The organism is Shewanella carassii, from assembly GCF_019670705.1.
Taxonomy (GTDB): Bacteria; Pseudomonadota; Gammaproteobacteria; order Enterobacterales; family Shewanellaceae; genus Shewanella; species Shewanella carassii.
Window position 1 is genome coordinate 1,007,403 of the sequence record NZ_AP024618.1, and the last position, 24,169, is coordinate 1,031,571.

The window sequence follows — 24,169 nt, forward strand, 5'->3', positions numbered from 1 at the left end:
CTCAAGAGGTTGGATAGCCAAGTGCGTTTAGATAAATTTATCTGTGAGTCTACAGAGCTGACCCGTTCCATGGCCAAGAAGGCGCTGCACCGCGGTGAAATCAGTGTCGATGGTGAAATCGTCAAGGACTCCAGCTTCAAGGTGCGTGATGGCATGAGAGTGTGCTTCGACGGTGAACCTATCAGCTTGATAGGCAACAGATATCTGATGTTGCATAAGCCGGTCGATACCATCTGCTCAACCGTGGATGAGGTCTATCCTTCGGTCATCAGTCTACTGGAGATAGAAAAGCCCGAGAATTTGCACATTGCCGGGCGCCTGGATGCTGATACCACAGGTCTGGTGTTGATTACCGATGATGGTCAGTGGTCGCACAAGCTAACCTCTCCCAAGAAGGAATGCGGCAAACGCTACCGGGTGTGGCTGGCCAGCCCAGTTACTGAAGACTTGATCCCACAATTTGCCGCTGGCCTGGCGCTGCACCGGGAAGAGGGGCTGACCCGGCCGGCACAGCTGCAGCTGATTAGCCCAACCGAAGTCTTGTTGACCATTACCGAAGGTAAATATCATCAGGTAAAACGTATGTTTGCCGCTGTGGGCAACAAAGTGGAAGCCCTGCATCGTGAGTCAATCGGCGCCATAGAACTGGATAGCGAACTGGAACCCGGTGAGTGGCGTTATCTGACCGAAGCGGAGATAGCCTCGGTAGGCTGAAGAAAGGCACCAAGGCCAGCCGGAGGCCTTGGTGCGATACAGCTGATTATTGCTGCAGTTTAATCCGGCCACTGATGGTGTTGATACTGACATCGGCTTGGCCGGAACCACTTTGGAATTGCAGCGATTCAGCCTTGGTGTACTTGGCTTTTTTCGGTGAGTCCTGAGTCAGTTGGTTGTCAATCTTGCCACCTGGGCCACCGCTGATATCAAAGGCGGCATTCGGCAGTTTGGCAAACTTGAGTTCAATATCGCCACTGACGCTATCGACATTGGCATTGCCGGCCAGGCTCTGCATGGCAATACTCAAGTCGCCACTGACGGTTCTGGCCTTGAGTGACTCGGGAGCCTTGAGGGTCAACTGACTCTTGCCCGAGACCTGATCCAGCTCCACTTCAATGGCATCACTCTCGGCGTTCAGTTTGCCGCTCACCAGGCGATAACTCACCTTGCCCAGACTCTGTTTATCCTCAATGTCGCCGGAAACGGTTTCCAGATACAGTTCACCCTGGTTGCTCTGGGTGTGGATACTGCCGGAAACCGTGGTCAGTTGCAGATTGCCTTTGAGATCCTGGCCCTTGATATCGCCACTGACATTGGCTGAGTTGATCTCACCCTCCAATCCTTGAAGGTCATAATCGGCGGAAACGCCTTTGAGCTTCATATTGACGGTGGCGGGCAGAAAGATCTCCAGCTTTGAGCCGTCTTTGTCCCGGCTGTTATAGCTCTTTGGCAGCTTGTCTTCGATAACAAAGCTGCCGCCCTGCTGACCAAACACCAGGCCTTCACTGAGCTCATCCAGCTTACCCTTGATGGCGACTTCAGCCTTGTCCCAACTGCGGATCTTCACCTCACCCCGTTGGATCTTGATATTCAATTTGGCTCCGGATTCCAGCGCCGCGCTCTGATCGACCTTCTCGGCCGCCTGCAATACTGGGCTCAGCAGCAGGGCAGAGGAGAGTAGGGTTAGTGATATCTTGTTCATATGCTGATTCCTTGTTGGTCGAGTTGAGTTGGCAGTTGTTCACCCCGGGTGAGCAGCTCTATCTCCCTTTGCTGTACCCAAAGCCAGAGTTGCCAAAGTTGTTGATCGGTCGGGTCTTGTTTTAGTGCCTGGAATATCTGCGTGGCGGCTTCCCTGAGTTCATCTATGCCGCGACTGAGCGGCGTGGTCATGCTGACCTTTTGCCATTGGCCGAAATTGACACTGGCTTCCAGTTGTTTCACCTGTTGTTGGTGTTGATACTGCAACTGCTCCAGCATGGCCAGCATCTGTGGGTCGACGCGGCTTTGGGTTTGCTGCAATCCCTGATAGCCGAGCAGAGACACCAACAGCAGGCTGCAGGCGATGGCCAGATTGCGCCAGCCGTTGCTGGCGTTTGTGGCCTTGGGTGGCTGAGATAGTTCCAGCCTGGCGGCGATTTCAGGCCAGAGGTCGCGCTCGGGTGTTTTTTCCCGTGGCAGTTGTTCTATCAGTTGTTCCAATGTTGGCTGCTTGTTCATGACAACATCTCCTGAAGCAAGTTTCTTGCCCTGTGGTACTGCGCCTTGCTGGTGCCGGTACTTGTGCCCATCATGGCGGCTATCTCTTCATGGCTGTAGCCCTCAATGGCAAACAGCACAAACACGACTCTGGCCCGCTCGGGTAACTTGAGGATCTTGCGCTCCAACACAGAGGTTTCCTCCGTGTGGGTTGTGGTCGACTCTTCTGTGTCTGCCTCTGTGGTCACCGGCAGAAATCTGGCCCAGAAGCTGCGCTGCTTCTTCAAACTGCTCAATGCCTGATTGACGCTCAGGCTGTGCAGCCAGGTACTGAATTTGCTTTCACCGCGGAATTGGTCCAGCTTCTCCCAAGCACGGATAAAGCAGTCCTGGGTCATCTCTTCTGCCAGTGGCACCTGGCCGGCCAGGCGCAAACACAGCGCATAGACTCTGCCATGGTGCAGGCGGTAGAGCTCGGCGAAGGCAAGCTTGTCCCCCAAACGGGCACGCTGCACCAGCGGGAAGTCCACTTCTTGCTGGTATCTGGTTTCTGTCAGCTGCGGGCTGGCATTCACTGGGCTGTCCTTAATGGTTTGGGCGAGTCATGGTAATTGGATAGTTTGACCCGCTTAAAAGGTTTAAAAACAATTGAAAAAATCTTTGATATTTTTCCTGGAACCTTGGTTTGTAGGCTAATCCTAAATCAAGAGGTTGATTTATTGGCCGCGCCTTCATGGCGGGTTTGATTATGCCTTATCTTGCTGTTGCGCTCGAAACTTGTCGGTTTCCTAAGAGTCTTGCAGGCATGGGACGAGGCAGAATTCGAGGAGGTATCGCATTTTCTGTATGACCTTTCATTTGAGCCGCGCCAATCCCAACAATCCCAAGGTGTTATTGGCGCAGAACCAAGACATGAACATAGGGCTTGGTAATCTGTAAAAACGCCCCTCAAGAGTGATGGACTGCTGGCGTGCCAATGGAAAGCGATACTGTTTTTGTGAACGGGGGCGATTACGCAAATTTTGACTTGGTTAATAACTTTTTTGCCATGTAGTAGGACAATGGGGGTGTTTTTCAAGAGGTTAATCATTGACAATATGGGTTAACATTTTTGTTGCCTGTTTAACTCTGCTGACATGGAAACAGAATTGCGACTATTTTTTTAGAGTGATTGTTTTTTATTGAGGTAACACCATGCTTATTCGCCACAAGTTGTTGCTGAGTGCCGCTGTTTCCATTGGCGCCTTGATACTGATGTTTATATTGCAACAGTATTCCAGCTCGGTGCAGACAGAGCTGTCCATCGCCATTCAAAAAGTGGTTGAACTGGACAAAGAAGTATTAAGCATGCGCAAAAATGAGAAGGATTTTTTTGGCCGCTTGGATCTCAAGTATGTTGAGGTGCACCAGCAGGAAGCACAGGCCACGGCGCAGAAGATGAAAGAGTTGGCGGGGATTTTTAAAGAGTACGATCTCCCGGAAGCGCCGATAAACAGTTTTAATCAAGATTTTGCCAGTTATCTGCGGTTGTTTGCCGAAGTGGTGAAATTGCAACAGGAGATAGGCCTGGATCCCAAGAGTGGTCTTTATGGTGAATTACGTTCTGCGGTGCACAATGTTGAGACCCTAGTGGCTGAGAATGAAACACCCGAATTGATGGTGTTGATGTTGCAACTGAGACGCAACGAGAAAGATTTTATGTTGCGGCGGGATCTCGGTTACCTGACCAGATTTGACGCTAACATTGAACGCTTCAACGAGACACTCGATGCCAGTTTGCTGGACTTCAGTGTCCGTAACAATATTCAGCAACTGATGGGCAAGTACCAGCAGAGCTTCAAGAGTTTAGTGGCCAAGGAGCAGGAGTTGGGTCTCGATGAGTCCAAGGGCAAGATGGGACAGCTGCGTGAGGCGATTTTTGCCACTGAAACCTCATCGACCAAGTTACGTGAATTGGCATTGGCGGAAGTCAAGAGTGAGGAAAGAAGTAGCTTTGTGCTGGGTTTGGCACTATTTGGACTCATAGCACTTTTGTTGGTGATTAGCACTGTGGTGATCATTCGCAGCATCATGGGGCCGGTCGAGCGTATTACTGGGGTCATATCCCGCATCGAACGGCAAAAAGATCTATCACTGCGCTGTGAAGTTGGCTCCAATGATGAACTGGGCATGATAGGACGCCACTTCAACAGTATGGTGGGCAGTTTCCAGCAGTTGATAGAACAGGTTATCGAATCAGTGGATGCCATGCGCCATTCCTGTGAAGAGCTGTCCCGCAACGCCATCAGCGCTTCGGAAGGCGTGGCGAAGCAGCTGAACGAAACCGATATGGTTGCGACGGCGATCACCGAGATGGGCGCTACCATAGACGAGATTGCCAAGAATACTGAATTGGCTGCGGGCAAGGCCGAGCAGACCCATAATAATGCTCAGGAAGGTCAGGTTGGCGTTGAGGATACCATCAACAAGATCCAGTCTTTGGCACAGCAGTTGGATCATTCTGCCAATGTGGTCGCCGAGCTTGAAAAAGACAGTCAAACCATAGGCAGTGTGTTGGATGTGATCCGTGGCATAGCCGAACAGACCAATCTGCTGGCACTGAATGCCGCCATTGAGGCGGCCCGTGCCGGTGAGCAGGGCCGAGGCTTCGCGGTAGTGGCCGATGAGGTGCGCAGCTTGGCGATGCGAACTCAAGAGTCGACCGAAGAGATTGCCAGCATCATTCAAACTCTGCAGAGCCGTACCCATTCGATAGTGGATATTATGGAGCAGAGCCAGAAGCAGGGTGGTGAGAGCGCTCAGCAGGCGGCCAGTGCCGGCACCTTGTTGGCGCAGATCAATGCCGATGTCACCAATATCATGGATATGAGCACTCAGATTGCCGCCGCCATAGAAGAGCAGAGTATGGTGGCTGCAGAGGTGAATAAGAATGTGGTGGTGATCCGTGATATTGCCGAAGAATCATCGCAGGCGGCAGAAGAAAATGCCACGGCATCCGATGAGGTTCGTCGCCGCGCCGATTATCTGCATCAGGCGGTGAGTCAATTCAAAATCTAGCTATCCAGGCTCAGATGAAAAACCGCGGCATGTCCGCGGTTTTGTTTTAGTTGCTTTCGCTGACTGTTTTGACACTGCTTTTATCGCTTTCTTTGTCTAGGATACAGACAGTTAGATACTCGCCTTGAACGACCCTTGGGCCACCTAGGGTGCTGAATCATTCAGGATAAAAAAGAGGCCCCGAAGGGCCCAGAGGGAGAGTGGGGACTAAAGCCGGAAGCGAGCCACTTCGGCGCGCATGTTTTCCGCCAGATGGCTTAAGTTGCTGACAGACTCGGTCAACTCATTGGCTGCCTGGGCCGATTGCTGGGTGATGTCGCTGATTGCCATAATGCTGCGATTGATATCTTCGGCCACGCTGCTTTGCTCTTCGGCGGCGGTAGCGATATGGGTATTGAGCTGGGCAATGGAGTCGACCGACACCACTATCTCTTTCAGGGCCTCACCGGCCATATTGGCCTTACTGTTGGCCTGTTCGACCTGGGTGATGCCTTGCTCCATGGCGGTTACGGCCTCCTGCACACCTGTTTGCAGTGTGGCTATCATGGATTCAATCTCCTGGGTTGAGCTGTGGGTGCGACTGGCCAGGGTTCTGACCTCGTCGGCCACCACGGCAAAGCCTCGGCCCTGCTCGCCGGCACGGGCCGCCTCAATGGCGGCGTTCAGTGCCAGCAGATTGGTTTGCTCGGCAATACCCTTAATCACATCCAGTACTCTACCTATGTTTTGGCTTTCATTGGCCAGATGAGTGATCACCTGCGCCGTACCCTGAATTTGTGCGGAAAGCGCCACCATGCTGGCTATCGACTCTTGCACTATTACATCGCCATTGGCAGCACTGGCATCGGCGCTACGAGCCGAGTCGGCGGCGGAGGTGGTGTTCTGAGCCACTTCAGAGACAGTGGCGGTCATTTCGTTCATGGCAGTGGCCGTCTGCTCCGTTTCGGCCTGTTGTCTGTGCATGCGCTCGTTAGTTTGTTGGGTGAAGCTGGAGAGCTCTGTCGCCGAGTCGCTGACCGTATTGGCGGCATTGGCAATATTGTTGAGTATCCCCCTGAGGTGCGAGATCACATCTCTTAAGTTATCGGATATCTGCCCCAGCTCATCGCCATTAAAGGTTTTGAACTGCACGGTTAAGTCCGAGTCGCTGCGAATTTTCTTCAGCTGGGTGAGAATATCGCCTATGGGTAACATGACGCTGCGGTTAACCCAGACACTAAGCAGTAAGCTGGCAACAACTGCCACACTGACCAGAGAGATAAATAGCACAACGGAAGAGGAGTAGAGGTTTTGCGCCCGATCCCTTTCCTGTCTGGCGACATCCAACTGCAGGGTGACTAACTCGGCGATCTTGCCGCTGATGGGATCTATCACTTGATAGAGCGGCATGATCTCCTGGTTGAGTTGCCCCTCAATATTGCCGCTCATGGTAGCCAATCGATTTTGCAGACGTTTTATTTGCTCATCGGCAGGAATAAACAAGCGTTTGGCCTCATTGACCAGTTGAGACTCTCTGGCGGTTAACTGAGTGGCTGTGTAGTCCTGCCATTTTTGCTTGATGCTTCTGTTGGCCTCATTGAGTGCGGTACTGGCTTGTTCGGCGCTGAAGTCTCCAGCATTGGCCTTATTGATGGCATCGATAACGAAGACGGCGTAATCATCGCCAATAGTTTTCAGATCTTTGAGTGGTACAACCCGGTCGCTGTAGATGTTTTCTACCCCAGAGTCGATTTTGTTCATGATATTGATGGCAATACCGCACAGTAGCAGCATCAAGAGAAGTGGCACGGCCATACCGAGCAACATCTTGTGTTTCAGTTGTAACTTCATGCTTGAGAACCTTAGTCCAGAAGGGAACTTGTCCTTGGATTAGGCCCTGTCATTCCAATTTGTTGAGCCATACAAAAGGTATAGCAAAAAAGTATCGGACGTGTGATACGGGGGAGGGGAGTAAATTTTAGATACAAAAAAACCTCGCATTCGCGAGGTTTAAATGATTGGTACAGGTGAGAAGACTTGAACTTCCACGCCCGTGAGGGCACCAGCACCTGAAGCTGGCGTGTCTACCAATTCCACCACACCTGCACTGTTTTCATTTCGACTCTTTAATGTGTTAATTGGTACAGGTGAGAAGACTTGAACTTCCACGCCCGTGAGGGCACCAGCACCTGAAGCTGGCGTGTCTACCAATTCCACCACACCTGCACATTGAGAGTCTAACGTACAGCTAACTATTATTGCAAAGTGGTACAGGTGAGAAGACTTGAACTTCCACGCCCGTGAGGGCACCAGCACCTGAAGCTGGCGTGTCTACCAATTCCACCACACCTGCACTGTACTGCTTTGCAATTTTCTCAGTCGCCTGAGCACCTTAAAGTTGAAGGTGGTGCCCGAACCCGGAATCGAACCAGGGACACGCGGATTTTCAATCCGCTGCTCTACCAACTGAGCTATTCGGGCGACGGCGTGCATTAAAAGACTTTTACGGTTTTGAGTCAACTCTTTTCTGAGAAATATTTAAAAACGAGGCTCGTTTGAGTAAGTTTTGCTCGAAAAGACGCATATTGTTTAGCTTTTGAACGAAAGCCGCGTCATTGCTGGGTTAGGGGGAAATTAACTCAACCGAAAACCTGGTCGACAAAAGAGGGGCTTGGCTATTTAAGGCAAAGTGCTTTTTACTTTTCCCGGAAAACAAAACGCCCCACATTGATGTGGGGCGTTGGGAGGGATTAATCCTTGAGGAGGTCATTCCCCGGATAGTTGGCTCGCATGACTGTGAGTACATGCTGTTTCAGTTGTTCCTGACCCAACTCACCATAGGCGGTGGCCATGATCTCGAGCGCGCGTTCTATCGATGGAGTGCCGGGATAGGTTTCCATCACCGACTGAGCCCTGATGGCGGCAGCGCTCCAGGCATTCATCTTCAGATAGTATTCGGCCACCTTAACCGAATACAGCGCCAGACGATTCTTCAGGTGCTGCATTCTCTTCTGGGCGTCGGCCGCATACTTGCTGTTGGGATAGGTCTTGAGCAGGCGCTCGAAGTCCTTGAAGGCATCGAGGGCAAATTGAGGATCCCTATCGCTTCTGTCTATATTGAGCATGTCATGAAACAGATAGTTGTCGGCCTGCATATTCACCAGTCCACGCATATAGTAGACATAGTCTATATCCGGGTGAGTGGGGTTGAGGCGGATAAATCTGTCGATGTTGGCGACTGCCGACGGGGTATCATCCAACTTATAGTAGGCATAAATCAGATCCAGCTGAACCTGAGTCTTGTGTGGGCCAAAGGGGAAGCGGGAATCCAATGCCTCCAGTGAACGCACAGCCTTGGTATAGTTACCCAGCTCCATAGAGGTGCGGGCCTGGGAGTAGAGAACGTCCGGAGACAGCTTGCTGCTAATTAAGTCGTCTTCCGGTTTGCTGCTACAGGCCACAATGGCCAGCGAAAAAAAGGCTATGGCAGCGCCTTTGGCAATATTATGCATACTTGAATTCGATTCTTGAGTAAGTTGTTGTTAAGAATTTTTCCATTTCACGATAAAATGGCCGATTCCGAGTGTACCAGAAAGTACACAGTTTTTGACCCCATTAACTGGGGACGGTTCCTATGACGCAAGAGATTAATCTAAAAAGCGAGATATCAGCAACCCAAACCGGTCTGAGATTGGATCAGGCTTTGGCCGAGTTGTTCCCCGATTACTCCCGTACCAGGATCAAGGAATGGATCCTCGATGGCAAAGTGTCCGTCGATGGTACTGTGGTAAACAAGCCCAGAGAGAAGGTGTTGGAATCTCAGGAGATAGAGGTTCACGCCACCCTGGAAGAAGAGGTGCACGCCGAGGCTCAGGCTATCGATCTGAATATCGTCTATGAAGATGACCATATATTGGTGATCAACAAGCAGGCGGGTTTAGTGGTGCATCCCGGTGCCGGTAACAGTGACGGCACTTTGATGAATGCCCTGCTGCATCATTGCCCCGAGATAGAACATGTGCCCAGGGCCGGTATTGTCCATCGTCTCGATAAGGACACCACAGGCCTGATGGTGGTAGCCAAGACAGTTGAGGCCCAGACTCATCTGGTGGCGGCGCTGCAGGCGCGCGACATTACCCGTGAGTATGAAGCCATAGTGCTGGGCACCATGACAGCCGGTGGTACAGTGGATGAACCTATCGGGCGTCACCCGACCAAGCGTACTCATATGGCGGTGCACCACAGCGGTAAGCCGGCGGTGACTCACTATCGTGTGGCGGAAAAATTCCGTGCCCACACCCGCTTGCGCTTGAGGCTGGAAAGTGGCCGGACTCACCAAATCCGGGTGCATATGGCTCATATTGGTCATGTATTGGTGGGCGATCCCGTCTATGGTGGTCGTCCAAAACCCCCCAAGGCCGCCAGTGAAGCCTTCTTCGAAGTGCTGAAAAACTTCAAGCGCCAGGCGCTGCATGCGGTGCGACTGGAGTTGGTGCACCCCATTACCTGTGAGCTGATGAGCTGGCAGGCACCTATCCCTGAGGATATGGTCGAGCTGACCAAGGCGCTGCGTAAAGACACCGAAGAACATCCGCCGGAGTATCTGTAACATGTACGGCTGCCACTGGCCGCTGCCGGCCAATGTCAGAATCGCCATGACCCAGCGTCATGGTGGTGTCAGCCTGCCGCCGTTTGATAGTCTGAATCTAGGGCTGCATGTGGGAGACATTTCCGCATCTGTGCAGGCCAACCGCGCTTTGTTAGCAAAGCGGCTGGCTCTGCCCAGCGAACCGGCATGGCTGGAGCAGGTGCATGGCACAGAGGTGGTCGACCTGGCGCGTGATACCCAAAGGGTTGCCGATGGCAGCTATAGCGATAGCAAGGCGCATGTCGCCGTGGTGATGACCGCCGACTGCCTGCCCGTGCTTCTGTGTGACAGTGCTGGCACCCAGGTGGCGGCGCTGCACGCCGGTTGGCGTGGCCTGTGTGATGGCGTCATCGAAGCGGGAATAGCCCGTTTTCGCCCCGGCTCTGAGCTTATCGCCTGTCTCGGACCGGCAATAGGCAAAACTGCCTTCGAAGTGGGCGGTGAAGTACGCGCCGCTTTTTGCGATAAAGACCCCGAGGCCGACAACTGCTTTGTGGCCAAGGGGGATAAGTTTCTCGGCGATCTGCAGGGGCTTGCCAGACTCAGGTTACAGCAGGCGGGTGTTCGGCAGATATACGCCTTGGATATTTGCACCTATAGCAACAAAGACTATTTTTCCTACCGCCGCGACGGTCGTACCGGCCGCATGGCCTCGCTGATTTGGCTCATTGATTGAGTGGTTATTTCATTCGTCTGACTTGAAATTATTCAAAGCATCCCCATCTTTAAGCTAACAAAGTAATACCTTATTTTGAGAGTTTCAGGAGGCTGTATGCGACTCGATCGTATGACCAATAAATTTCAGCTTGCTATCTCGGATGCCCAATCTCTGGCTCTTGGCCGTGACCATCAGTTCATAGAACCTGTCCATCTGATGATGGCTTTGTTAAATCAGGATGGCGGTTCAATTCACCCGCTGTTGACCCAAGCCGGTATTCAGGTCAGCACTCTGCGTTCCCTGGTAAGTCAGGAACTGGAGCGCTTGCCACAGGTGGAAGGCACAGGCGGTGATGTTCAGTTATCCCAGGCGCTGATACGTTTGCTGAATCTGTGCGACAAGCTGGCACAGAAGCGCAAAGACAAATATATCTCCAGTGAGCTGTTTATTCTGGCGGCACTGGAAGGTAACGACACCCTGGCACAGTGCCTCAAGCAGGCCGGTGCGACCAAAGAGCTGATGGAGAAAACCATCGAAGCCGTACGTGGCGGCCAGAAGGTAGACGATCCCAATGCTGAGGATCAGCGCCAGGCGCTGAAGAAATACACCATAGATCTGACCGAGCGTGCCGAGCAGGGCAAACTGGATCCTGTTATTGGCCGTGACGATGAAATTCGCCGCACAGTGCAGGTATTGCAGCGTCGCAGCAAGAACAACCCTGTGCTTATCGGTGAGCCCGGTGTGGGTAAGACCGCCATTGTTGAAGGGCTGGCGCAGCGTATCGTCAATGGCGAGGTGCCCGAAGGCATCAAGAATAAACGGGTATTGTCGCTGGATCTCGGCGCATTGGTGGCCGGTGCCAAATACCGTGGTGAGTTTGAAGAAAGACTCAAGGCTGTGCTCAACGAGCTGGCTCAGGAAGAGGGGCAGGTGATCCTCTTTATCGACGAGTTGCATACTATGGTGGGCGCGGGTAAATCCGATGGCGCCATGGATGCGGGTAATATGCTCAAGCCGGCACTGGCCCGCGGTGAGCTGCACTGTGTCGGTGCCACGACCCTAGATGAATATCGTCAGTATATTGAGAAGGATGCGGCGCTGGAGCGGCGCTTCCAGAAAGTGCTGGTGGATGAGCCCAGTGTCGAGGATACCATCGCCATTTTGCGTGGTCTGAAAGAGCGCTACGAGCTGCATCACCATGTGGAGATCACCGATCCGGCGATTGTGGCGGCGGCGACCATGTCCCACCGTTATGTGTCAGATCGTAAGTTGCCGGACAAGGCCATCGACCTTATCGACGAAGCCGCTTCCAGCATTCGAATGCAGATAGACTCCAAGCCGGAGCCGCTGGATCGCCTCGAGCGCCGTATCATTCAGCTTAAGCTGGAAGAGCAGGCGTTGGCGAAGGAAAACGACGAGGCCAGTCGTAAGCGTCTCGAACACCTGCGCAGCGAGCTGGTGGAAGTCGAGCAGAAGGCGGCCGAACTCAACGAGATTTGGCACACAGAAAAAGCCGCACTGGCGGGCACTCAGCATATCAAGGCGGATCTGGAGCAAGCCAGACTGGATATGGAAGTGGCGCGCCGCGCCGGTGATTTGACCCGGATGTCCGAGCTGCAATACGGCCGCATCCCAGAGCTGGAGAAACAGCTGGATCTGGCGTCTCAGGCCGAGATGCAGGATATGACCTTGCTGCGTAACAAGGTTACGGATGTTGAAATTGCCGAGGTACTTTCCAAGGCGACCGGGATCCCGGTTTCCAAGATGCTCGAAGGCGAGCGGGAAAAACTGCTGCATATGGAAGATGCGCTGCATGAGCGGGTGATAGGCCAGGATGAGGCGGTCGATGCAGTGGCCAACGCCATCCGTCGTAGCCGTGCGGGTCTGGCCGATCCTAACCGGCCCATAGGTTCTTTCCTGTTCCTCGGCCCGACCGGGGTAGGTAAGACCGAGCTGTGTAAGTCGCTGGCCAAGTTCCTGTTCGACACAGAGAGCGCCATGGTGCGGATAGATATGTCCGAATTTATGGAGAAACACTCTGTCTCCAGGTTGGTCGGGGCGCCTCCGGGCTATGTGGGTTATGAGGAAGGGGGCTACCTCACCGAAGCGGTGCGTCGTCGCCCCTACTCGGTGATCCTGCTCGATGAGGTGGAAAAGGCACACCCGGATGTGTTCAACATACTGCTGCAGGTACTGGATGATGGCCGCCTGACCGATGGTCAGGGTCGTACGGTCGACTTTCGTAACGCCGTGGTGATCATGACCTCGAACCTGGGTTCCGACATTATCCAGGAGCAGTTCAGTCACCAAAGTTACGATGAGATGAAGGCTCAGGTGATGAATGTGGTGCAGCACCACTTCCGCCCCGAGTTCCTCAACCGGATCGATGAAACCGTGGTGTTCCACCCTCTGGAGAGCGAGCATATCAAGAGTATTGCCGCGATTCAGGTCGAGTCGCTGCGCCAACGTTTGGCGGAGAAAGAGTTCGAGCTGGAGATCACAGATGCCGCGCTGAGCTTTATTGCCAGAGCAGGCTTCGACCCTGTGTATGGTGCAAGGCCGCTGAAGCGGGCACTGCAGCAAGAGGTGGAAAACCCACTGGCGCAAAAGCTGCTTAGAGGCGAGTTACTGCCAGGGCAGCCGATCAAGGTGGACTATCGCGACGACAACTTGGTGTTTGAGCAGTAATCACACCATAAACAACACACCAAAAACAAAAAGGAGCACTCAAAGTGCTCCTTTTTTTTGCTTGGGTTAAACGACAAATTCAACTGATGGGTTTTAATTCGTCGTCTTTAACCTATCAGTGACTGCGGGCTACGGCGATTTTAGCCAGGCCTACCAGCGCCTGCTTGTAATCGGACTCAGGCAGTATCGAAAGCGCCGCTACGGCCTTATCAGCCTCTTCATAGGCCCTTTGTTGGGTATATTCCAGTGCGCCACAGGTGTTGAGCGCATTGATGATCTCTTCGATATGCTCTGTGCCGTCACCTTGCTCAATCGCCTGGCGGATCATCTGTCTTTGTGTTTCTGTGCCATGGGCTATGGCGTAGATCAGCGGTAGTGTGGGCTTACCTTCGGCGAGGTCATCACCTATGTTCTTGCCCAGTTCTTCGGCATCGGCGGTGTAGTCCAGCAGATCATCGGTCAACTGGAAGGCGGTGCCCAGGTATTTGCCATAGTCGGCCAGCGCCGTTTCCATTTCGCTATCGCAGCCGGCCAGCACACCGGCCAGACGGGTTGCAGCTTCAAACAGTTTGGCTGTTTTGCAGTAGATCACCCGCATATAGCTGGCTTCTGTGGTATCCGGATCGTTGCAGTTCATCAACTGCAGTACTTCGCCCTCTGCCAGTATATTGGTGGCATTGGCCAGTACCTGCAAAACCTTCATCGACTCCAACTCGGTCATCATCTGGAAGGAGCGGGTATAAAGGAAGTCACCGACCAGCACGCTGGCACTGTTGCCAAACAGGGCATTGGCGGTTTCCCGTCCGCGGCGCAGAGTGGATTCATCCACCACGTCATCGTGAAGCAGCGAAGCCGTGTGAATAAACTCGATGATGGCAGCCAGCTTCAAGTGTGCTTCACCGCTATAGTCGAGTGCTCTGGCCGCCAGAATCGACAGTAACGGCCGCATACGCTTGCCGCCACCGTTGATGATGTAGAACCCCAATTGATTGATCAGGGCAACATCAGATTCGAGTTGTTTGTAGATCAGTTGATTGACGGCTTGCATGTCGGCGTCAGCCAGCTGACGGATAGCAGTTAAATCCATAGTAGACTCTAGGTATGAAGGAACGCCGAATCGACGGTTCCCGATGTGCTTAAGTATTGTAATGAACTGAAGTTTACCTAAAATTAATGAACAAGACAGTAGCAGAGAGAGCATTGTGCGAGTTAATCCGGTCTTTTTTTCTTCTTCGGTAATTAAGACTTGCCAGTAAGGGATTCTTCGCGTAAACTCCGCGCCCATTGTCATTAAAGTTTTTGTAGCACCCAGACTCATAGTGATGAGCCGGCGTGTTAAGAATTTCGGAGTAAAATAGCTATGTACGCTGTTTTTCAAAGTGGTGGTAAGCAACACCGTGTTGCTGAAGGCCATACTGTTCGTTTGGAAAAAATTGAAGTTGCCACTGGTGAAACTATCGAGTTCGATCAAGTTCTGTTGATCGCTGATGGTGAAAACGTTCATGTGGGTACCCCTCTGGTAGCAGGTGGTAAAGTTGTGGCTACTGTTGTTAGCCATGGCCGTGGTGAAAAGGTAACTATCCAAAAGTTCAACCGTCGTAAGCACCACGAGAAGAAAATGGGCCACCGTCAGTGGTTCACTGAAGTTAAAATCACTGCTATCAACGCTTAATAGGAGTCTGACTCATGGCACACAAAAAAGCTGGCGGTTCTACTCGTAACGGCCGCGATTCAGAAAGCAAACGTCTTGGTGTAAAGCGCTTCGGCGGCGAATCAGTTCTGGCTGGTAACATCATTGTTCGTCAACGTGGTACTAAGTTCCACGCAGGTGTTAACGTAGGTATCGGTCGTGACCATACTCTGTTTGCCCTGACTGACGGCAAAGTTAAGTTTGAAGTTAAAGGTCCTAACAACCGTAAGTTCGTTAGCATCGAAGACTAATCTTCAAACCAGAATTGCTTTGAGCCCCGCCATTGGTGGGGCTTTTGTTTTGGGCGAGAGCCATAGTTTCTGTTTTTTGGCGCCCCACAGGGTTAGGCAGTATAATTGCCCCATTCCTTGGTGCCAGGAGTATGTATGAAGTTTGTCGATGAGGCAGTGATCAGAGTTGAAGCTGGAGATGGTGGCAGTGGCTGCGTCAGCTTCAGACGTGAAAAATACGTGCCGGATGGTGGTCCAGATGGTGGCGACGGTGGCGACGGTGGCAGTGTTTATCTGCAAGCCGATGAAAACCTCAACACCTTGATTGACTACCGTTTTGAGCGTTTCCATATGGCCGAACGTGGTGAAAACGGCCGTGGCCGTGACTGTACCGGTAAGGGCGGTCAGGACTTGGTGCTCAAGGTGCCTGTGGGGACTCGGGCGGTTGATGAAGAAACCGATGAGGTGCTCGGTGACTTGACCCAGCATGGCCAGAAACTGTTGGTGGCCAAAGGTGGCTTCCACGGTCTTGGCAATACCCGCTTCAAGAGCAGTGTGAACCGTGCCCCCAGACAAAAAACCCTGGGCACCCCCGGTGAAGTGCGTAGCTTGCGTCTTGAGCTGATGCTGTTGGCCGATGTGGGCCTGCTCGGTATGCCAAATGCAGGTAAGTCGACCTTTATTCGGGCGGTTTCTCGTGCAACACCTAAGGTAGCCGATTATCCCTTTACCACCTTGGTGCCTAATCTCGGTGTGGTAAATCCTCGCCCAGGGCAGAGCTTTGTGGTGGCAGATATCCCAGGGTTGATCGAAGGCGCCGCCGAAGGTGCCGGTCTAGGGATTCGCTTCCTCAAGCATCTTGAGCGTTGCCGTGTATTGTTGCACATCCTGGATATCGATCCTCTCGATGGCACCAGCCCGGCCGAAGCGGCCAAGGCGATTGTTACTGAGCTTGAAAAATACTCGCCCAAGTTGGCTTCCAAGCCACGTTGGTTGGTGTTCAACAAGACAGATCTGCTGCTGGAAGAAGAGCTGCAGGAAAGAGTCGACAGCATAGTCAAGGAGATGGGCTGGGAAGGGGATGTTTATACCATTTCGGCTTATACCCGTGAAGGCACCAAGGAACTGGCTGAAAAGCTCTATGACTTTATCAGCAGTCTGCCGGCGGAAGAGCAACAGCAAGATCCGGATGCCGATGTTGAGTTCAAGTGGGACAACTACCACCAGGATAGCCTGGAAGATCTCAACGAAGACTATGATGATGAGTTCGACGATGACTTCGACGACGATGATTACGATGTCGAGGTTATTTACCAAAGATAATATCTGAGCGAGCCTGAACACCTGTGTACGCTGATACCCAAAACGATATCACCCGGCAGGTCGTCCGGGTTGCTCAGCTATTGCTGGCCTACGGCGCTGAATCTGAACTGGTTGAAGAGATCAGTCAGCGTCTAGGCCGGGCACTTGGCTTGGCCAGTGTCGAGCTATCCATCTCCTCCAATTCGCTGGTGCTCACCAGCTTGGTTTCCGGTCGTTGTATTACCACTACCCGGCGCATTCGCGAGCACGGCATCAATATGACAGTGGTGTGCGAGTTGCAACGCATTTGCCTGCTGGCCGAAAAAGGCCTCTATGGCCCCAATGAAGTCCGCAAGCGCCTCGCCAGACTGCAACCCAAAACCTACCCCAAGTGGCTGCTTATCCCCATGATAGGCCTCTCTTGCGGCAGTTTTTGTCATCTGTTCGGTGGCGATCTGGCCGCTTGCCTTTTCACCTTCTTTGCCTCGGTGATCGGCATGTTTGTGCGCCTGGCAATGGCGCAACGTCACTTCAATGTGTTGGTGAATTTTGCCGTGACCGCCTTTGTCACCAGCTTGGTAGCTCAGTTGGGGTATCTCTATCCTGTGACCCAAACGCCTGAGCTGGCGATGGCGGCCTCTGTGTTGATGCTGGTTCCCGGCTTTCCGATGATCAACTCGATATCGGACATGGTTAAAGGCCATATGAATGTGGGGATCTCCCGCTGGGGACAGGCGACCCTGATGACAGTCTCCTCCGTGATAGGCATTACTATTGCCATGCAGCTTGGGGGGATCTTTCTGTGATGGACACTCTGTTGTTACTGCTGAATGATGCCTTTTTCTCGGCTATTCCCGCCATGGGTTTTGCCATGCTGTTCAATGTTCCCAGGCGTTATCTGCTTTATTGTGCCCTGGCCGGGGCCATAGGACACAGCTCACGGACCTTGATGTTGCAGTTTGGCTTGCCGATAGAGTGGGCCACCTTTGCCGCTGCCGCCATCATAGGCATGGTGACTATTGCCTTTGCCAAGCGTCATCTGGCACCGCCGCTGCTGTATGCCGTGGCGGCGATTATCCCTATGATCCCGGGCTCCTATGCCTACAACACTGTAATTGCCTTGGTGCAATTGACCGCCCAGTCACAACTCAGTACCGAGCTATGGGAACAGGTGGTCACCAATGGCCTGAAAACCGTGTTCATTCTCGGGGCTTTGTCTGTCGGTCTGGCAATGCCTAGCTTGCTGTATTTCCGTACTCGCCCGGTGATTTAATCCAATAATAACAAGGAGCGTATATGCGCATCGCCATGATTGCCGCCATGGCCCATGACAGAGTCATAGGCAAAGATAACCAAATGCCCTGGCACCTGCCGGAAGATCTGCGCCATTTTAAGCAGATGACTCTGGGAAAGCCGGTGGTGATGGGACGTAAGACCTTCGAATCCATAGGTCGTCCTCTGCCCGGGCGCCACAACATAGTGATCAGCCGCCAGAGCGATTATGCCCCGGAAGGTGTTACCCGGGTTTCTTCCTTCAAAGAGGCTGTGGAAGCGGCTGGAGACTGCGAAGAGCTGGTGGTGATAGGCGGCGGCCAGCTCTACCGGGAAATTTTGCCTCAGGCCGATAGGCTGTATCTGACAGAGATAGACTTGCAAGTGGAAGGGGATACTCGCTTTCCGGATTGGGATGACGGTAGTTGGCAGCTAATCGACGAGGAAAGTGGTTGCGGTGTAAACGGTTTGAGTTTTCGCTTTATCAATATGATTAGAAAGTGTTAAATTAAAACAGACTTTTGAACCCTGAAACGTGAGTGGCGTCAGCCACGAAGCGATCCTTATGCCAAGAGTCCCCGGCAGACTTGTCTGCCGGGGACTCTTGGTTTTAATAACTATTACAAAAAGGAGTGTCAGATGCGTCTGTTGCCCGCGGCCATTGCTGCGCTGATTGCTGTATCCTCAGTGTCAGTCCCCTCAACCGCTAAAGCCGAAGATCTTTTGGCTGCCAGTATCTGTGATTACGTCAAGTCCAACGACAAAAACCGCCTGCGTAAGAAGCTGAAAGAGAACCGAGTGAAGCTGCGTAATATCTATTCCGGGCTCTCCTGTGACGGTGAAAGTCTGCTGCGCACCGCCTATCACAGCAACGCCGAAGATACCGGCGAGTTTATTGCCAAACGCTTGTCAAAGACCGAACTGGAAGTAGCAGAAGCCGATGGCAAGAGCATAGTCGACTGGGCCGAAGCCAATGGTTTTGGTGCCAGTATTATCACCCAAGCCATCAAAGAGCGCCTCGGTAGCTGAGGCTAGTATCTTTCTTCGCTCGATATAAAAGCCGGGTTTAATCCCGGCTTTTGCTATCTAACGCTATAACACTCGGGTTTTGGAAACCCATTGCTTTCTTGCTCCGAACAGCAGGTGTGCGAGAACCGTTGTTGAACGCCCTGAAGTCGTGGTGTAAATGCCTCCATGCACAATGGTCAGCTTTCCATCCTTGGTTCGCGCTCGAAAACATGTTGCTGCGCAACTCTCGCCGAGTCACAGGATCGCCTGTGCGAAAAGCGCACGGCAGCTGCTTAGCCAGAAGCTAAGACCTAGTTTATTGGTGAGTCTTGGCTTAAAGCTATGTTAGCCGCTGTGCCAGCGGCCTAAAGTCGTGGAGCAAATGCATCCATGCACAAGGGCCTGTTCGCCATCCCTGGCTCTCGCTCGTAGCCAGTCGCTACGCGACACTCGCCGCCCCACACCCGAGGAAAGGGGGCTGTATCGACTCGCCCCTTTCCAAACCCCCAGCGACCCCCGACGTAGCCGAAATCCCCACTGGCTTATGAAGCAAATTGGCTACACTCAGGACTCGCCAAATGCCTCCATGCATAACGGCCAGCTCGCCTTCCTTGGCTCGCGCTCATGAACTTGTTGCTTCGCAACATTCACCTTGCTCGACCTTCGAGCCTCGACATCCCTGTCTCGGCTACGCCAATTTGCAACAACGCCAGCGGCGGCTCCGAAGGGGGGGCAATTCTGTTAGCGCTGAGTAGCTTGAAACATCTTAAGTGTCCGCAGACATACACCTCATTTCCAGGCATAGGCGGAACTGTGACCTTCCGAGCCAAGGATGGCGAGGCAGAGCTTACAGGGACGTACTCGCAGCGTGTCACAGGATCGCCTGTGCGAAAGGCGCACCGCAGGCGATGGGCAACTGCTTAACCACGTTATTTGCGCCAACGGCTGTCGGCGACACCGAGGGGGAATAGGTGCAATTCTGCAATCATAGCGTTGCTTGAAATTGCTTATATACCTACAGACATACACCCATTTCCCAGGCACAGGCGGAACTGTGACCTTCCGAGCCAGGGATGGCGAGGCAGAGCTTACTAGGATGTACTCGCAGCGTGTCACAGGATCGCCTGTGCGAAAGGCGCACCGCAGGTGATTAGCTACACCGTGGCCGGAAGCTCGGCCAGTACTAGGTGGGACTGTGACTGTCGAAAAAAGGGAAGAATGCAAACACCTAGTCAATTCTGTTGCAAAAACAACCTAAATCAGGGTTTTGTTGCCTTTGTCAAAACTTGACCTTTGGCTAATTGTTTTCAAATTCAGTACTGGGTATTGTATAACTAATTCAAACGCTTAGCTTTAGCACTTTCTTAAGCTTAAGGCCGAAAGCAACAACACTTTTCCGTTTTCAACGGAATGCTGGGACGAACAGAGTTTGGACCCGTGCGGTAGCCATCGCGTTACTTAACGTTTTTTGTCGGGCCTGAGTTGTAGGGCCCTTGGTTTTAAGGCCCTTAGTTGCAGGGCTTGGAGCGCTTATGACAAGCGCCTAATAACTGATTTTCTATACAGTATTATTGCCGTTCCAGGAAAAATGCCGGAAATTTACAGCTAAGTTTGCGCGTTATTTCTGTAACATTTTAGAAAATAGCATTAAATTCATAAACTTAAAAATACAGCTGGTAGATAATAGGTTTGGAAACCGCGCATGCGCGTTTAGCTGCAAGGGATATTAGTACTAAACTCTATTATATCCAGCTAATACAAACAGATAGCGATGCGCGTTTACACTCCTCCGAGGACTAAAACGCGCATGCGTACTATACAGCTGTTATGTGCCAAAGGAACTATGAGCATCTTTAGAAATCTATTTAAATGGCAAAAAGGACGCCAGAAAACAGGTTATGAAAAAATGCTATTGGCCGGAGCTACATGGCCAATCAAGTTTGATTTGTATTTGCTTAAATTCCCTGAAGGATGTGAGGTTCCTCCTCATACTGATGATGTAATAAATGGAAAACATTACCGGCTAAATATAGTTCTCAAACAAGCAAAATCAGGCGGAGAGTTCATCTGCGCATCTCCAATATATTGCAGCAAACGTATTAAATTTTTTAGGCCAGATATTTGTGAACATTCCGTAACTAAGGTAATTTCTGGTAATCGTTATTTACTTAGTGTTGGTTGGGTTCGTGGCACATAACAAACGCCATCAAAACGCCGCTTCGCGGCTCGACTCGCAACACGTTGCTCGCGTTTGTGGCGGGCGTTATGCCACAAGACGTTCAACATGGAGGAAAGGAAATGGATTTAAACGCAATATTACTATTTGTAGTCGCTTGTCTGGCTATCAATATGATACCTGGCCCAGACGTAATCTACATCGTCTCAAACACAATGAAAGGCAAGCTTGCAACTGGATTTAAAGCTGCAATTGGTCTTGGTGTTGGCTACTTTGTACATACATTAGCTGCGTGTTTAGGTTTGTCCGCGATAATCCTCAGCTCTGCTGTAGCTTTTAGTGCGGTAAAATGGTTGGGTGCCGCTTACTTAGTATATTTAGGTGTTCAGTCTCTGATATCTATGTGGCGTGGAGGCAGTAAAATAGTGGTTAGTGAAAGTGTTGAAACCAACAAAAATGTATTTATACAAGGCGTTATTGTTAGTGTTTTGAACCCGAAGGTAGCACTATTCTTCCTTTCATTTTTACCTCAGTTTGTCGATACATCTACGGGCTCCGCATCAATGCAATTATTAGTGCTTGGTTTGCTCTTCAGCGCATTAGCTACGCTGTGTAACGTTTTATATGCCTCAGTCGGTAGTTGGGTTTTTAGTCGATCAAATTCTCAGCGTTATTCACGAGCACTTGAGGGTGTCTCGGGAGTTCTGCTTATTGGGCTGGCAGGCAAAGTCGCAATCAGTGAGCGCTAGTGGCATAACAAACGACTATGGCGTCAATCCTTTATTTTGGGCGATGTTTTGGTCCCACATGATGCTATCTCGAAGCATAGAGTTTAGGATGACCACCATCTTGCGAACGCAGGCAATAATCGCCACTTTCTTTGGTTTTCCAGCTTCGAGTAATCGAGCGTAAGTGTCCTTGAAAACAGGGTTACATTGCATGGCTGACATCATGGCCATGTACAAAACGGTTCTCACCTGTGCGCGGCCTCCTTGGATGACTCGTTTCCCTTTGTAGCGTCCGCTTTCACGTGTAATAGGGGCGACGCCGATGAGTGAAGCCGCTTGCTTGTTGGTAATGTAGCCTAACTCAGGCACATTGCTGATGATAGACGCAGCGGCGATATTGCCGATACCAGGTACGCTTTGTAAGAGGGTATTTTTAGTTTGGTATTCGGGGCAATCTTCGATGAGTTTGACAAGCTTATTTTCAATCTTTGAGACCTGATTTTTTATCGCAGTCAGGATGGGGGTCATTGTCGAATGTAGGTGCTTAGGCAAAATTTGAATACGATTTTTCTCCATGGTCTGCATCGCGAGCAGCTGATTGCGGCGAATTACTAAGTCACTCATTAAACGTATGTTCTTAGCCTTTATGACCGTCAAATCAGGTTTAATGGCTTCACCATAATGGGCGATAAGCTGTGCATCTAAGCGGTCATTTTTGGCTCTACGACCAATAGCACCGGCAAAGCGTTTGATATGAACAGGATTGGCACGAACAATAGGCAACTTGGCCTCGGTACACGCTAACACGAAGGGCATTTCTAGGCGCCCAGTCGCTTCGATAACGATACGCTGTGGGTTGTGTTTTTTGATAGTAGCTAAGGCTTGTTTGATACCCTTTTCGTTGTTTGGCACGGTAAAAAAGACATCGAGTGGACGGATGTAAATGTCGAGCTGTGATTTGCCGGTATCAACACCAATATTAATGTTTTGAAGTGTGTTTGTATTCATAATAAGCTAACTCTTGCTTGCGAAATGCGGGTTCGAGACCCAGTCGACTATTCGAGGTTTATGCTTGGAGTCCTATGAGGCGTTCATGTTTGTTATCGGTCTCTCGACAGAGGAGCCAGCATTCAACCGAACTGCCACATAGAAAGCTTTAGTTGCCGCTAAAGCCTGGGTCTCACTTTACCCTTTTGGCTTGGTTATTATCCATACAAAGCATTTAAGAGTGATTCCCAACGCTTGGCATTTTTCATTCTATCGTTGGGTTTGGTGTTTACGGTGGTATGGTTTAGTTTTGGTGGTAGCGTTGCTCACACCTTAAAAATAACAAAGACACCCATTATTTGCTGAGTGAAGGCTCTAGTTGCCTGGATTACAGAAACACTGATGTTTTCACTGGCAGAAAATCATCTTTCACAGTAAAAATGGACACCCAGCATTAATGGCGCGGTAGTTAGCTTCCGACTATGCTTTGTTTAAGCATTTAACAAGGAGGTTATTATGCCGCGCCCTCGCCGAACTCAAATCAGCCTTGAAGATACGCCTTACTACCATTGTTGCAGCCGCGTGGTACGGCGTGCCTTCTTGTGTGGTGATGATGCCTACTCGGGTAAGAATTATGACCACCGCCGTGGTTGGGTCGAATCGTTACTGTTTGAACTGGAAGCCGTTTTTGCTATTGATGTGGCGGCATTCGCCATCATGAGTAATCATCTGCATCTGGTGTTGCATATTGATATAGAGACAGCAAACCGATGGACAGACAGAGAAGTGCTTGAGCAATGGCATAAGCTGTTTAAAGGTGACGAGTTAACCCACAAATTCACCCAGGGTGAGCTGATTGAAGCGTATGAAGTGCCTAGGCTGAAGCATACTATCGCGATTTTTCGCAGCAGGTTATGTGACATCAGTTGGTTCATGCGTTGTCTCAACGAACCGATAGCGCGTCAAGCCAATCAGGAAGATAACTGTACCGGCCGATTCTGGGAAGGAAGATTTAAGTCGCAAGCCTTACTGGATGAAGCCGCGGTGTTAACCTGCATGGCTTACGTTGACCTCAATCCCATCAGAGCCAAGATGGCGGATACGCCTGAGCAGTCGGCGCATACCAGCATTCGACTACGTATTCAGGCAGCCTTGAAATGCGAACAACCCGCCAAGCTACTGCCCTTTATTGGCAATGAATGCAGTAATCAGCCCAGTGGTATTGCGTTTGGGCTCAAGGATTATCTTGAATTGGTGGATGATACCGGGCGCTGTATTCGCGATGATAAACGTGGCGTGATAAGTGAAAAGAGTACCAAGCTACTGACGCGGTTGAATATCCCTCATGAGAACTGGCTCAAGCTTACCACTGAATTTGGAAAACTATTTCGTGGCCCGGTGGGCACCTTGCAAGAGCTCAGCTGTTACTGCGAACACTTGGAGAAGCGACGACGACATTTTGCAACCAGCTGTCAGTACTTTCAAACGGCCTGAACCCCACGCTATTTAACTCAACCGCAGTCATTGAAATCCCCTGAACCATGGGTAGG

22 protein-coding genes and 4 tRNA genes are annotated in these 24,169 nt (G+C 51.4%); 15 read left to right on the plus strand and 11 right to left on the minus strand.

Features of this window, described 5'->3' with window-relative positions:
* Positions 1 to 21 precede the first annotated feature (21 nt).
* Positions 22 to 714: a 16S rRNA pseudouridine(516) synthase RsuA gene (gene rsuA / locus K5621_RS04620; RefSeq protein WP_025009053.1), complete on the plus strand. Its 693-nt coding sequence runs from the start codon at positions 22 to 24 to the stop codon at positions 712 to 714.
* A 46-nt stretch (positions 715 to 760) separates the two neighbouring features.
* On the opposite strand, the gene K5621_RS04625 is transcribed toward rsuA, so the two are convergent.
* The 3 genes from K5621_RS04625 to K5621_RS04635 are packed head-to-tail and all read right to left on the minus strand — an operon-like array spanning position 761 to position 2,771.
* On the minus strand, positions 761 to 1,699 hold the full coding sequence (locus tag K5621_RS04625; protein WP_221050565.1) for a DUF4097 family beta strand repeat-containing protein: 939 nt from the start codon (positions 1,697 to 1,699) through the stop codon (positions 761 to 763).
* Positions 1,696 to 2,217, minus strand: coding sequence for a hypothetical protein (locus K5621_RS04630; protein WP_221050566.1), 522 nt, complete (start codon positions 2,215 to 2,217; stop codon positions 1,696 to 1,698). Before K5621_RS04630 ends, K5621_RS04625 begins: the two co-directional genes overlap by 4 nt.
* Entirely contained in the window at positions 2,214 to 2,771 is a 558-nt protein-coding gene (locus tag K5621_RS04635) for an RNA polymerase sigma factor (RefSeq protein ID WP_372239340.1), read from the minus strand. Before K5621_RS04635 ends, K5621_RS04630 begins: the two co-directional genes overlap by 4 nt.
* Before the next feature lie 619 nt (positions 2,772 to 3,390).
* Between K5621_RS04635 and K5621_RS04640 the strand changes: the two genes are divergently transcribed.
* Positions 3,391 to 5,253 (plus strand): methyl-accepting chemotaxis protein, encoded by a 1,863-nt coding sequence (locus K5621_RS04640; RefSeq protein ID WP_221050567.1) that lies wholly within the window; start codon positions 3,391 to 3,393, stop codon positions 5,251 to 5,253.
* Between the two features lie 207 nt (positions 5,254 to 5,460).
* Here the strand turns inward: K5621_RS04640 and K5621_RS04645 are convergent, their stop codons facing one another.
* From K5621_RS04645 to K5621_RS04670, 6 genes are all read right to left on the minus strand, one after another.
* Positions 5,461 to 7,083, minus strand: a complete 1,623-nt coding sequence (locus K5621_RS04645) for a methyl-accepting chemotaxis protein (protein WP_221050568.1) — start codon at positions 7,081 to 7,083, stop codon at positions 5,461 to 5,463.
* Positions 7,084 to 7,251: 168 nt separating this feature from the next.
* Positions 7,252 to 7,338: transfer RNA gene (locus K5621_RS04650), tRNA-Leu, on the minus strand.
* A 33-nt stretch (positions 7,339 to 7,371) separates the two neighbouring features.
* A tRNA-Leu gene (locus K5621_RS04655) sits at positions 7,372 to 7,458 on the minus strand.
* Between the two features lie 40 nt (positions 7,459 to 7,498).
* A tRNA-Leu gene (locus K5621_RS04660) sits at positions 7,499 to 7,585 on the minus strand.
* Between the two features lie 52 nt (positions 7,586 to 7,637).
* A tRNA-Phe gene (locus tag K5621_RS04665) sits at positions 7,638 to 7,713 on the minus strand.
* Positions 7,714 to 7,982: 269 nt separating this feature from the next.
* Positions 7,983 to 8,744 carry an outer membrane protein assembly factor BamD gene (locus K5621_RS04670; RefSeq protein ID WP_100142614.1) on the minus strand — a complete coding sequence of 254 codons (762 nt, stop codon included), beginning with the start codon at positions 8,742 to 8,744 and terminating at the stop codon, positions 7,983 to 7,985.
* 122 nt (positions 8,745 to 8,866) lie between these two features.
* On the opposite strand from K5621_RS04670, the gene rluD reads away from it, so the two are divergent.
* The 3 genes from rluD (at position 8,867) to clpB (ending at position 13,226) form a co-directional block, all read left to right on the plus strand.
* Positions 8,867 to 9,841 (plus strand): 23S rRNA pseudouridine(1911/1915/1917) synthase RluD, encoded by a 975-nt coding sequence (gene rluD / locus K5621_RS04675; RefSeq protein ID WP_039033048.1) that lies wholly within the window; start codon positions 8,867 to 8,869, stop codon positions 9,839 to 9,841.
* Position 9,842: 1 nt separating this feature from the next.
* Positions 9,843 to 10,556 carry a peptidoglycan editing factor PgeF gene (gene pgeF / locus K5621_RS04680; protein WP_100142615.1) on the plus strand — a complete coding sequence of 238 codons (714 nt, stop codon included), beginning with the start codon at positions 9,843 to 9,845 and terminating at the stop codon, positions 10,554 to 10,556.
* 96 nt (positions 10,557 to 10,652) lie between these two features.
* Positions 10,653 to 13,226 (plus strand): ATP-dependent chaperone ClpB, encoded by a 2,574-nt coding sequence (gene clpB, locus K5621_RS04685; RefSeq protein WP_028780876.1) that lies wholly within the window; start codon positions 10,653 to 10,655, stop codon positions 13,224 to 13,226.
* 115 nt (positions 13,227 to 13,341) lie between these two features.
* Here clpB and ispB read toward each other — a convergent pair whose 3' ends face one another.
* Positions 13,342 to 14,313, minus strand: a complete 972-nt coding sequence (gene ispB / locus K5621_RS04690; protein ID WP_100142616.1) for an octaprenyl diphosphate synthase — start codon at positions 14,311 to 14,313, stop codon at positions 13,342 to 13,344.
* Positions 14,314 to 14,586: 273 nt separating this feature from the next.
* On the opposite strand from ispB, the gene rplU reads away from it, so the two are divergent.
* The 9 genes from rplU to K5621_RS04735 all read left to right on the plus strand — a co-directional run bounded on the left by rplU (position 14,587) and on the right by K5621_RS04735 (position 21,653).
* On the plus strand, positions 14,587 to 14,898 hold the full coding sequence (gene rplU / locus K5621_RS04695; protein WP_100142617.1) for a 50S ribosomal protein L21: 312 nt from the start codon (positions 14,587 to 14,589) through the stop codon (positions 14,896 to 14,898).
* A gap of 14 nt (positions 14,899 to 14,912) precedes the next feature.
* The gene (gene rpmA, locus K5621_RS04700) at positions 14,913 to 15,167 is read left to right on the plus strand and encodes a 50S ribosomal protein L27 (RefSeq protein ID WP_011760936.1); all 255 of its coding nucleotides are present in this window, start codon (positions 14,913 to 14,915) and stop codon (positions 15,165 to 15,167) included.
* Positions 15,168 to 15,302: 135 nt separating this feature from the next.
* Positions 15,303 to 16,469, plus strand: coding sequence for an Obg family GTPase CgtA (gene cgtA, locus K5621_RS04705; protein ID WP_221050569.1), 1,167 nt, complete (start codon positions 15,303 to 15,305; stop codon positions 16,467 to 16,469).
* A 23-nt stretch (positions 16,470 to 16,492) separates the two neighbouring features.
* Complete coding sequence (locus K5621_RS04710) at positions 16,493 to 17,254, plus strand: threonine/serine exporter family protein (RefSeq protein WP_208140800.1); 762 nt, start codon at positions 16,493 to 16,495, stop codon at positions 17,252 to 17,254.
* On the plus strand, positions 17,254 to 17,721 hold the full coding sequence (locus K5621_RS04715; protein WP_222943400.1) for a threonine/serine exporter family protein: 468 nt from the start codon (positions 17,254 to 17,256) through the stop codon (positions 17,719 to 17,721). Before K5621_RS04710 ends, K5621_RS04715 begins: the two co-directional genes overlap by 1 nt.
* A gap of 23 nt (positions 17,722 to 17,744) precedes the next feature.
* Positions 17,745 to 18,227 (plus strand): type 3 dihydrofolate reductase, encoded by a 483-nt coding sequence (gene folA / locus K5621_RS04720; protein WP_100142619.1) that lies wholly within the window; start codon positions 17,745 to 17,747, stop codon positions 18,225 to 18,227.
* 132 nt (positions 18,228 to 18,359) lie between these two features.
* Positions 18,360 to 18,749 carry a DUF3718 domain-containing protein gene (locus K5621_RS04725; RefSeq protein WP_100142620.1) on the plus strand — a complete coding sequence of 130 codons (390 nt, stop codon included), beginning with the start codon at positions 18,360 to 18,362 and terminating at the stop codon, positions 18,747 to 18,749.
* A 1,822-nt stretch (positions 18,750 to 20,571) separates the two neighbouring features.
* Entirely contained in the window at positions 20,572 to 20,925 is a 354-nt protein-coding gene (locus tag K5621_RS04730) for a 2OG-Fe(II) oxygenase family protein (RefSeq protein ID WP_221051120.1), read from the plus strand.
* Between the two features lie 101 nt (positions 20,926 to 21,026).
* Complete coding sequence (locus tag K5621_RS04735; protein WP_045590234.1) at positions 21,027 to 21,653, plus strand: LysE family translocator; 627 nt, start codon at positions 21,027 to 21,029, stop codon at positions 21,651 to 21,653.
* Between the two features lie 15 nt (positions 21,654 to 21,668).
* Here K5621_RS04735 and K5621_RS04740 read toward each other — a convergent pair whose 3' ends face one another.
* Positions 21,669 to 22,640 (minus strand): IS110 family RNA-guided transposase, encoded by a 972-nt coding sequence (locus K5621_RS04740; RefSeq protein WP_221050570.1) that lies wholly within the window; start codon positions 22,638 to 22,640, stop codon positions 21,669 to 21,671.
* Positions 22,641 to 23,135: 495 nt separating this feature from the next.
* Between K5621_RS04740 and K5621_RS04745 the strand changes: the two genes are divergently transcribed.
* Complete coding sequence (locus tag K5621_RS04745; RefSeq protein ID WP_221050571.1) at positions 23,136 to 24,113, plus strand: transposase; 978 nt, start codon at positions 23,136 to 23,138, stop codon at positions 24,111 to 24,113.
* Positions 24,114 to 24,169: the final 56 nt, after the last annotated feature.

Excerpts from the sequence above, each read along its gene's own strand:
- K5621_RS04715 (WP_222943400.1), top strand. The coding sequence starts at position 17,254 with ATGGACACTCTGTTGTTACTGCTGAATGATGCCTTTTTCTCGGCTATT.
- K5621_RS04735 (WP_045590234.1), top strand. The coding sequence starts at position 21,027 with ATGGATTTAAACGCAATATTACTATTTGTAGTCGCTTGTCTGGCTATC.
- K5621_RS04730 (WP_221051120.1), top strand. The coding sequence starts at position 20,572 with ATGAGCATCTTTAGAAATCTATTTAAATGGCAAAAAGGACGCCAGAAA.
- folA (WP_100142619.1), top strand. The coding sequence starts at position 17,745 with ATGCGCATCGCCATGATTGCCGCCATGGCCCATGACAGAGTCATAGGC.
- rluD (WP_039033048.1), top strand. The coding sequence starts at position 8,867 with ATGACGCAAGAGATTAATCTAAAAAGCGAGATATCAGCAACCCAAACC.
- K5621_RS04670 (WP_100142614.1), bottom strand. The coding sequence starts at position 8,744 with ATGCATAATATTGCCAAAGGCGCTGCCATAGCCTTTTTTTCGCTGGCC.
- K5621_RS04740 (WP_221050570.1), bottom strand. The coding sequence starts at position 22,640 with ATGAATACAAACACACTTCAAAACATTAATATTGGTGTTGATACCGGC.
- K5621_RS04645 (WP_221050568.1), bottom strand. The coding sequence starts at position 7,083 with ATGAAGTTACAACTGAAACACAAGATGTTGCTCGGTATGGCCGTGCCA.
- rplU (WP_100142617.1), top strand. The coding sequence starts at position 14,587 with ATGTACGCTGTTTTTCAAAGTGGTGGTAAGCAACACCGTGTTGCTGAA.
- ispB (WP_100142616.1), bottom strand. The coding sequence starts at position 14,313 with ATGGATTTAACTGCTATCCGTCAGCTGGCTGACGCCGACATGCAAGCC.
- rpmA (WP_011760936.1), top strand. The coding sequence starts at position 14,913 with ATGGCACACAAAAAAGCTGGCGGTTCTACTCGTAACGGCCGCGATTCA.
- cgtA (WP_221050569.1), top strand. The coding sequence starts at position 15,303 with ATGAAGTTTGTCGATGAGGCAGTGATCAGAGTTGAAGCTGGAGATGGT.
- K5621_RS04725 (WP_100142620.1), top strand. The coding sequence starts at position 18,360 with ATGCGTCTGTTGCCCGCGGCCATTGCTGCGCTGATTGCTGTATCCTCA.
- K5621_RS04625 (WP_221050565.1), bottom strand. The coding sequence starts at position 1,699 with ATGAACAAGATATCACTAACCCTACTCTCCTCTGCCCTGCTGCTGAGC.
- pgeF (WP_100142615.1), top strand. The coding sequence starts at position 9,843 with ATGTACGGCTGCCACTGGCCGCTGCCGGCCAATGTCAGAATCGCCATG.
- clpB (WP_028780876.1), top strand. The coding sequence starts at position 10,653 with ATGCGACTCGATCGTATGACCAATAAATTTCAGCTTGCTATCTCGGAT.
- K5621_RS04745 (WP_221050571.1), top strand. The coding sequence starts at position 23,136 with ATGCCGCGCCCTCGCCGAACTCAAATCAGCCTTGAAGATACGCCTTAC.
- K5621_RS04640 (WP_221050567.1), top strand. The coding sequence starts at position 3,391 with ATGCTTATTCGCCACAAGTTGTTGCTGAGTGCCGCTGTTTCCATTGGC.
- K5621_RS04630 (WP_221050566.1), bottom strand. The coding sequence starts at position 2,217 with ATGAACAAGCAGCCAACATTGGAACAACTGATAGAACAACTGCCACGG.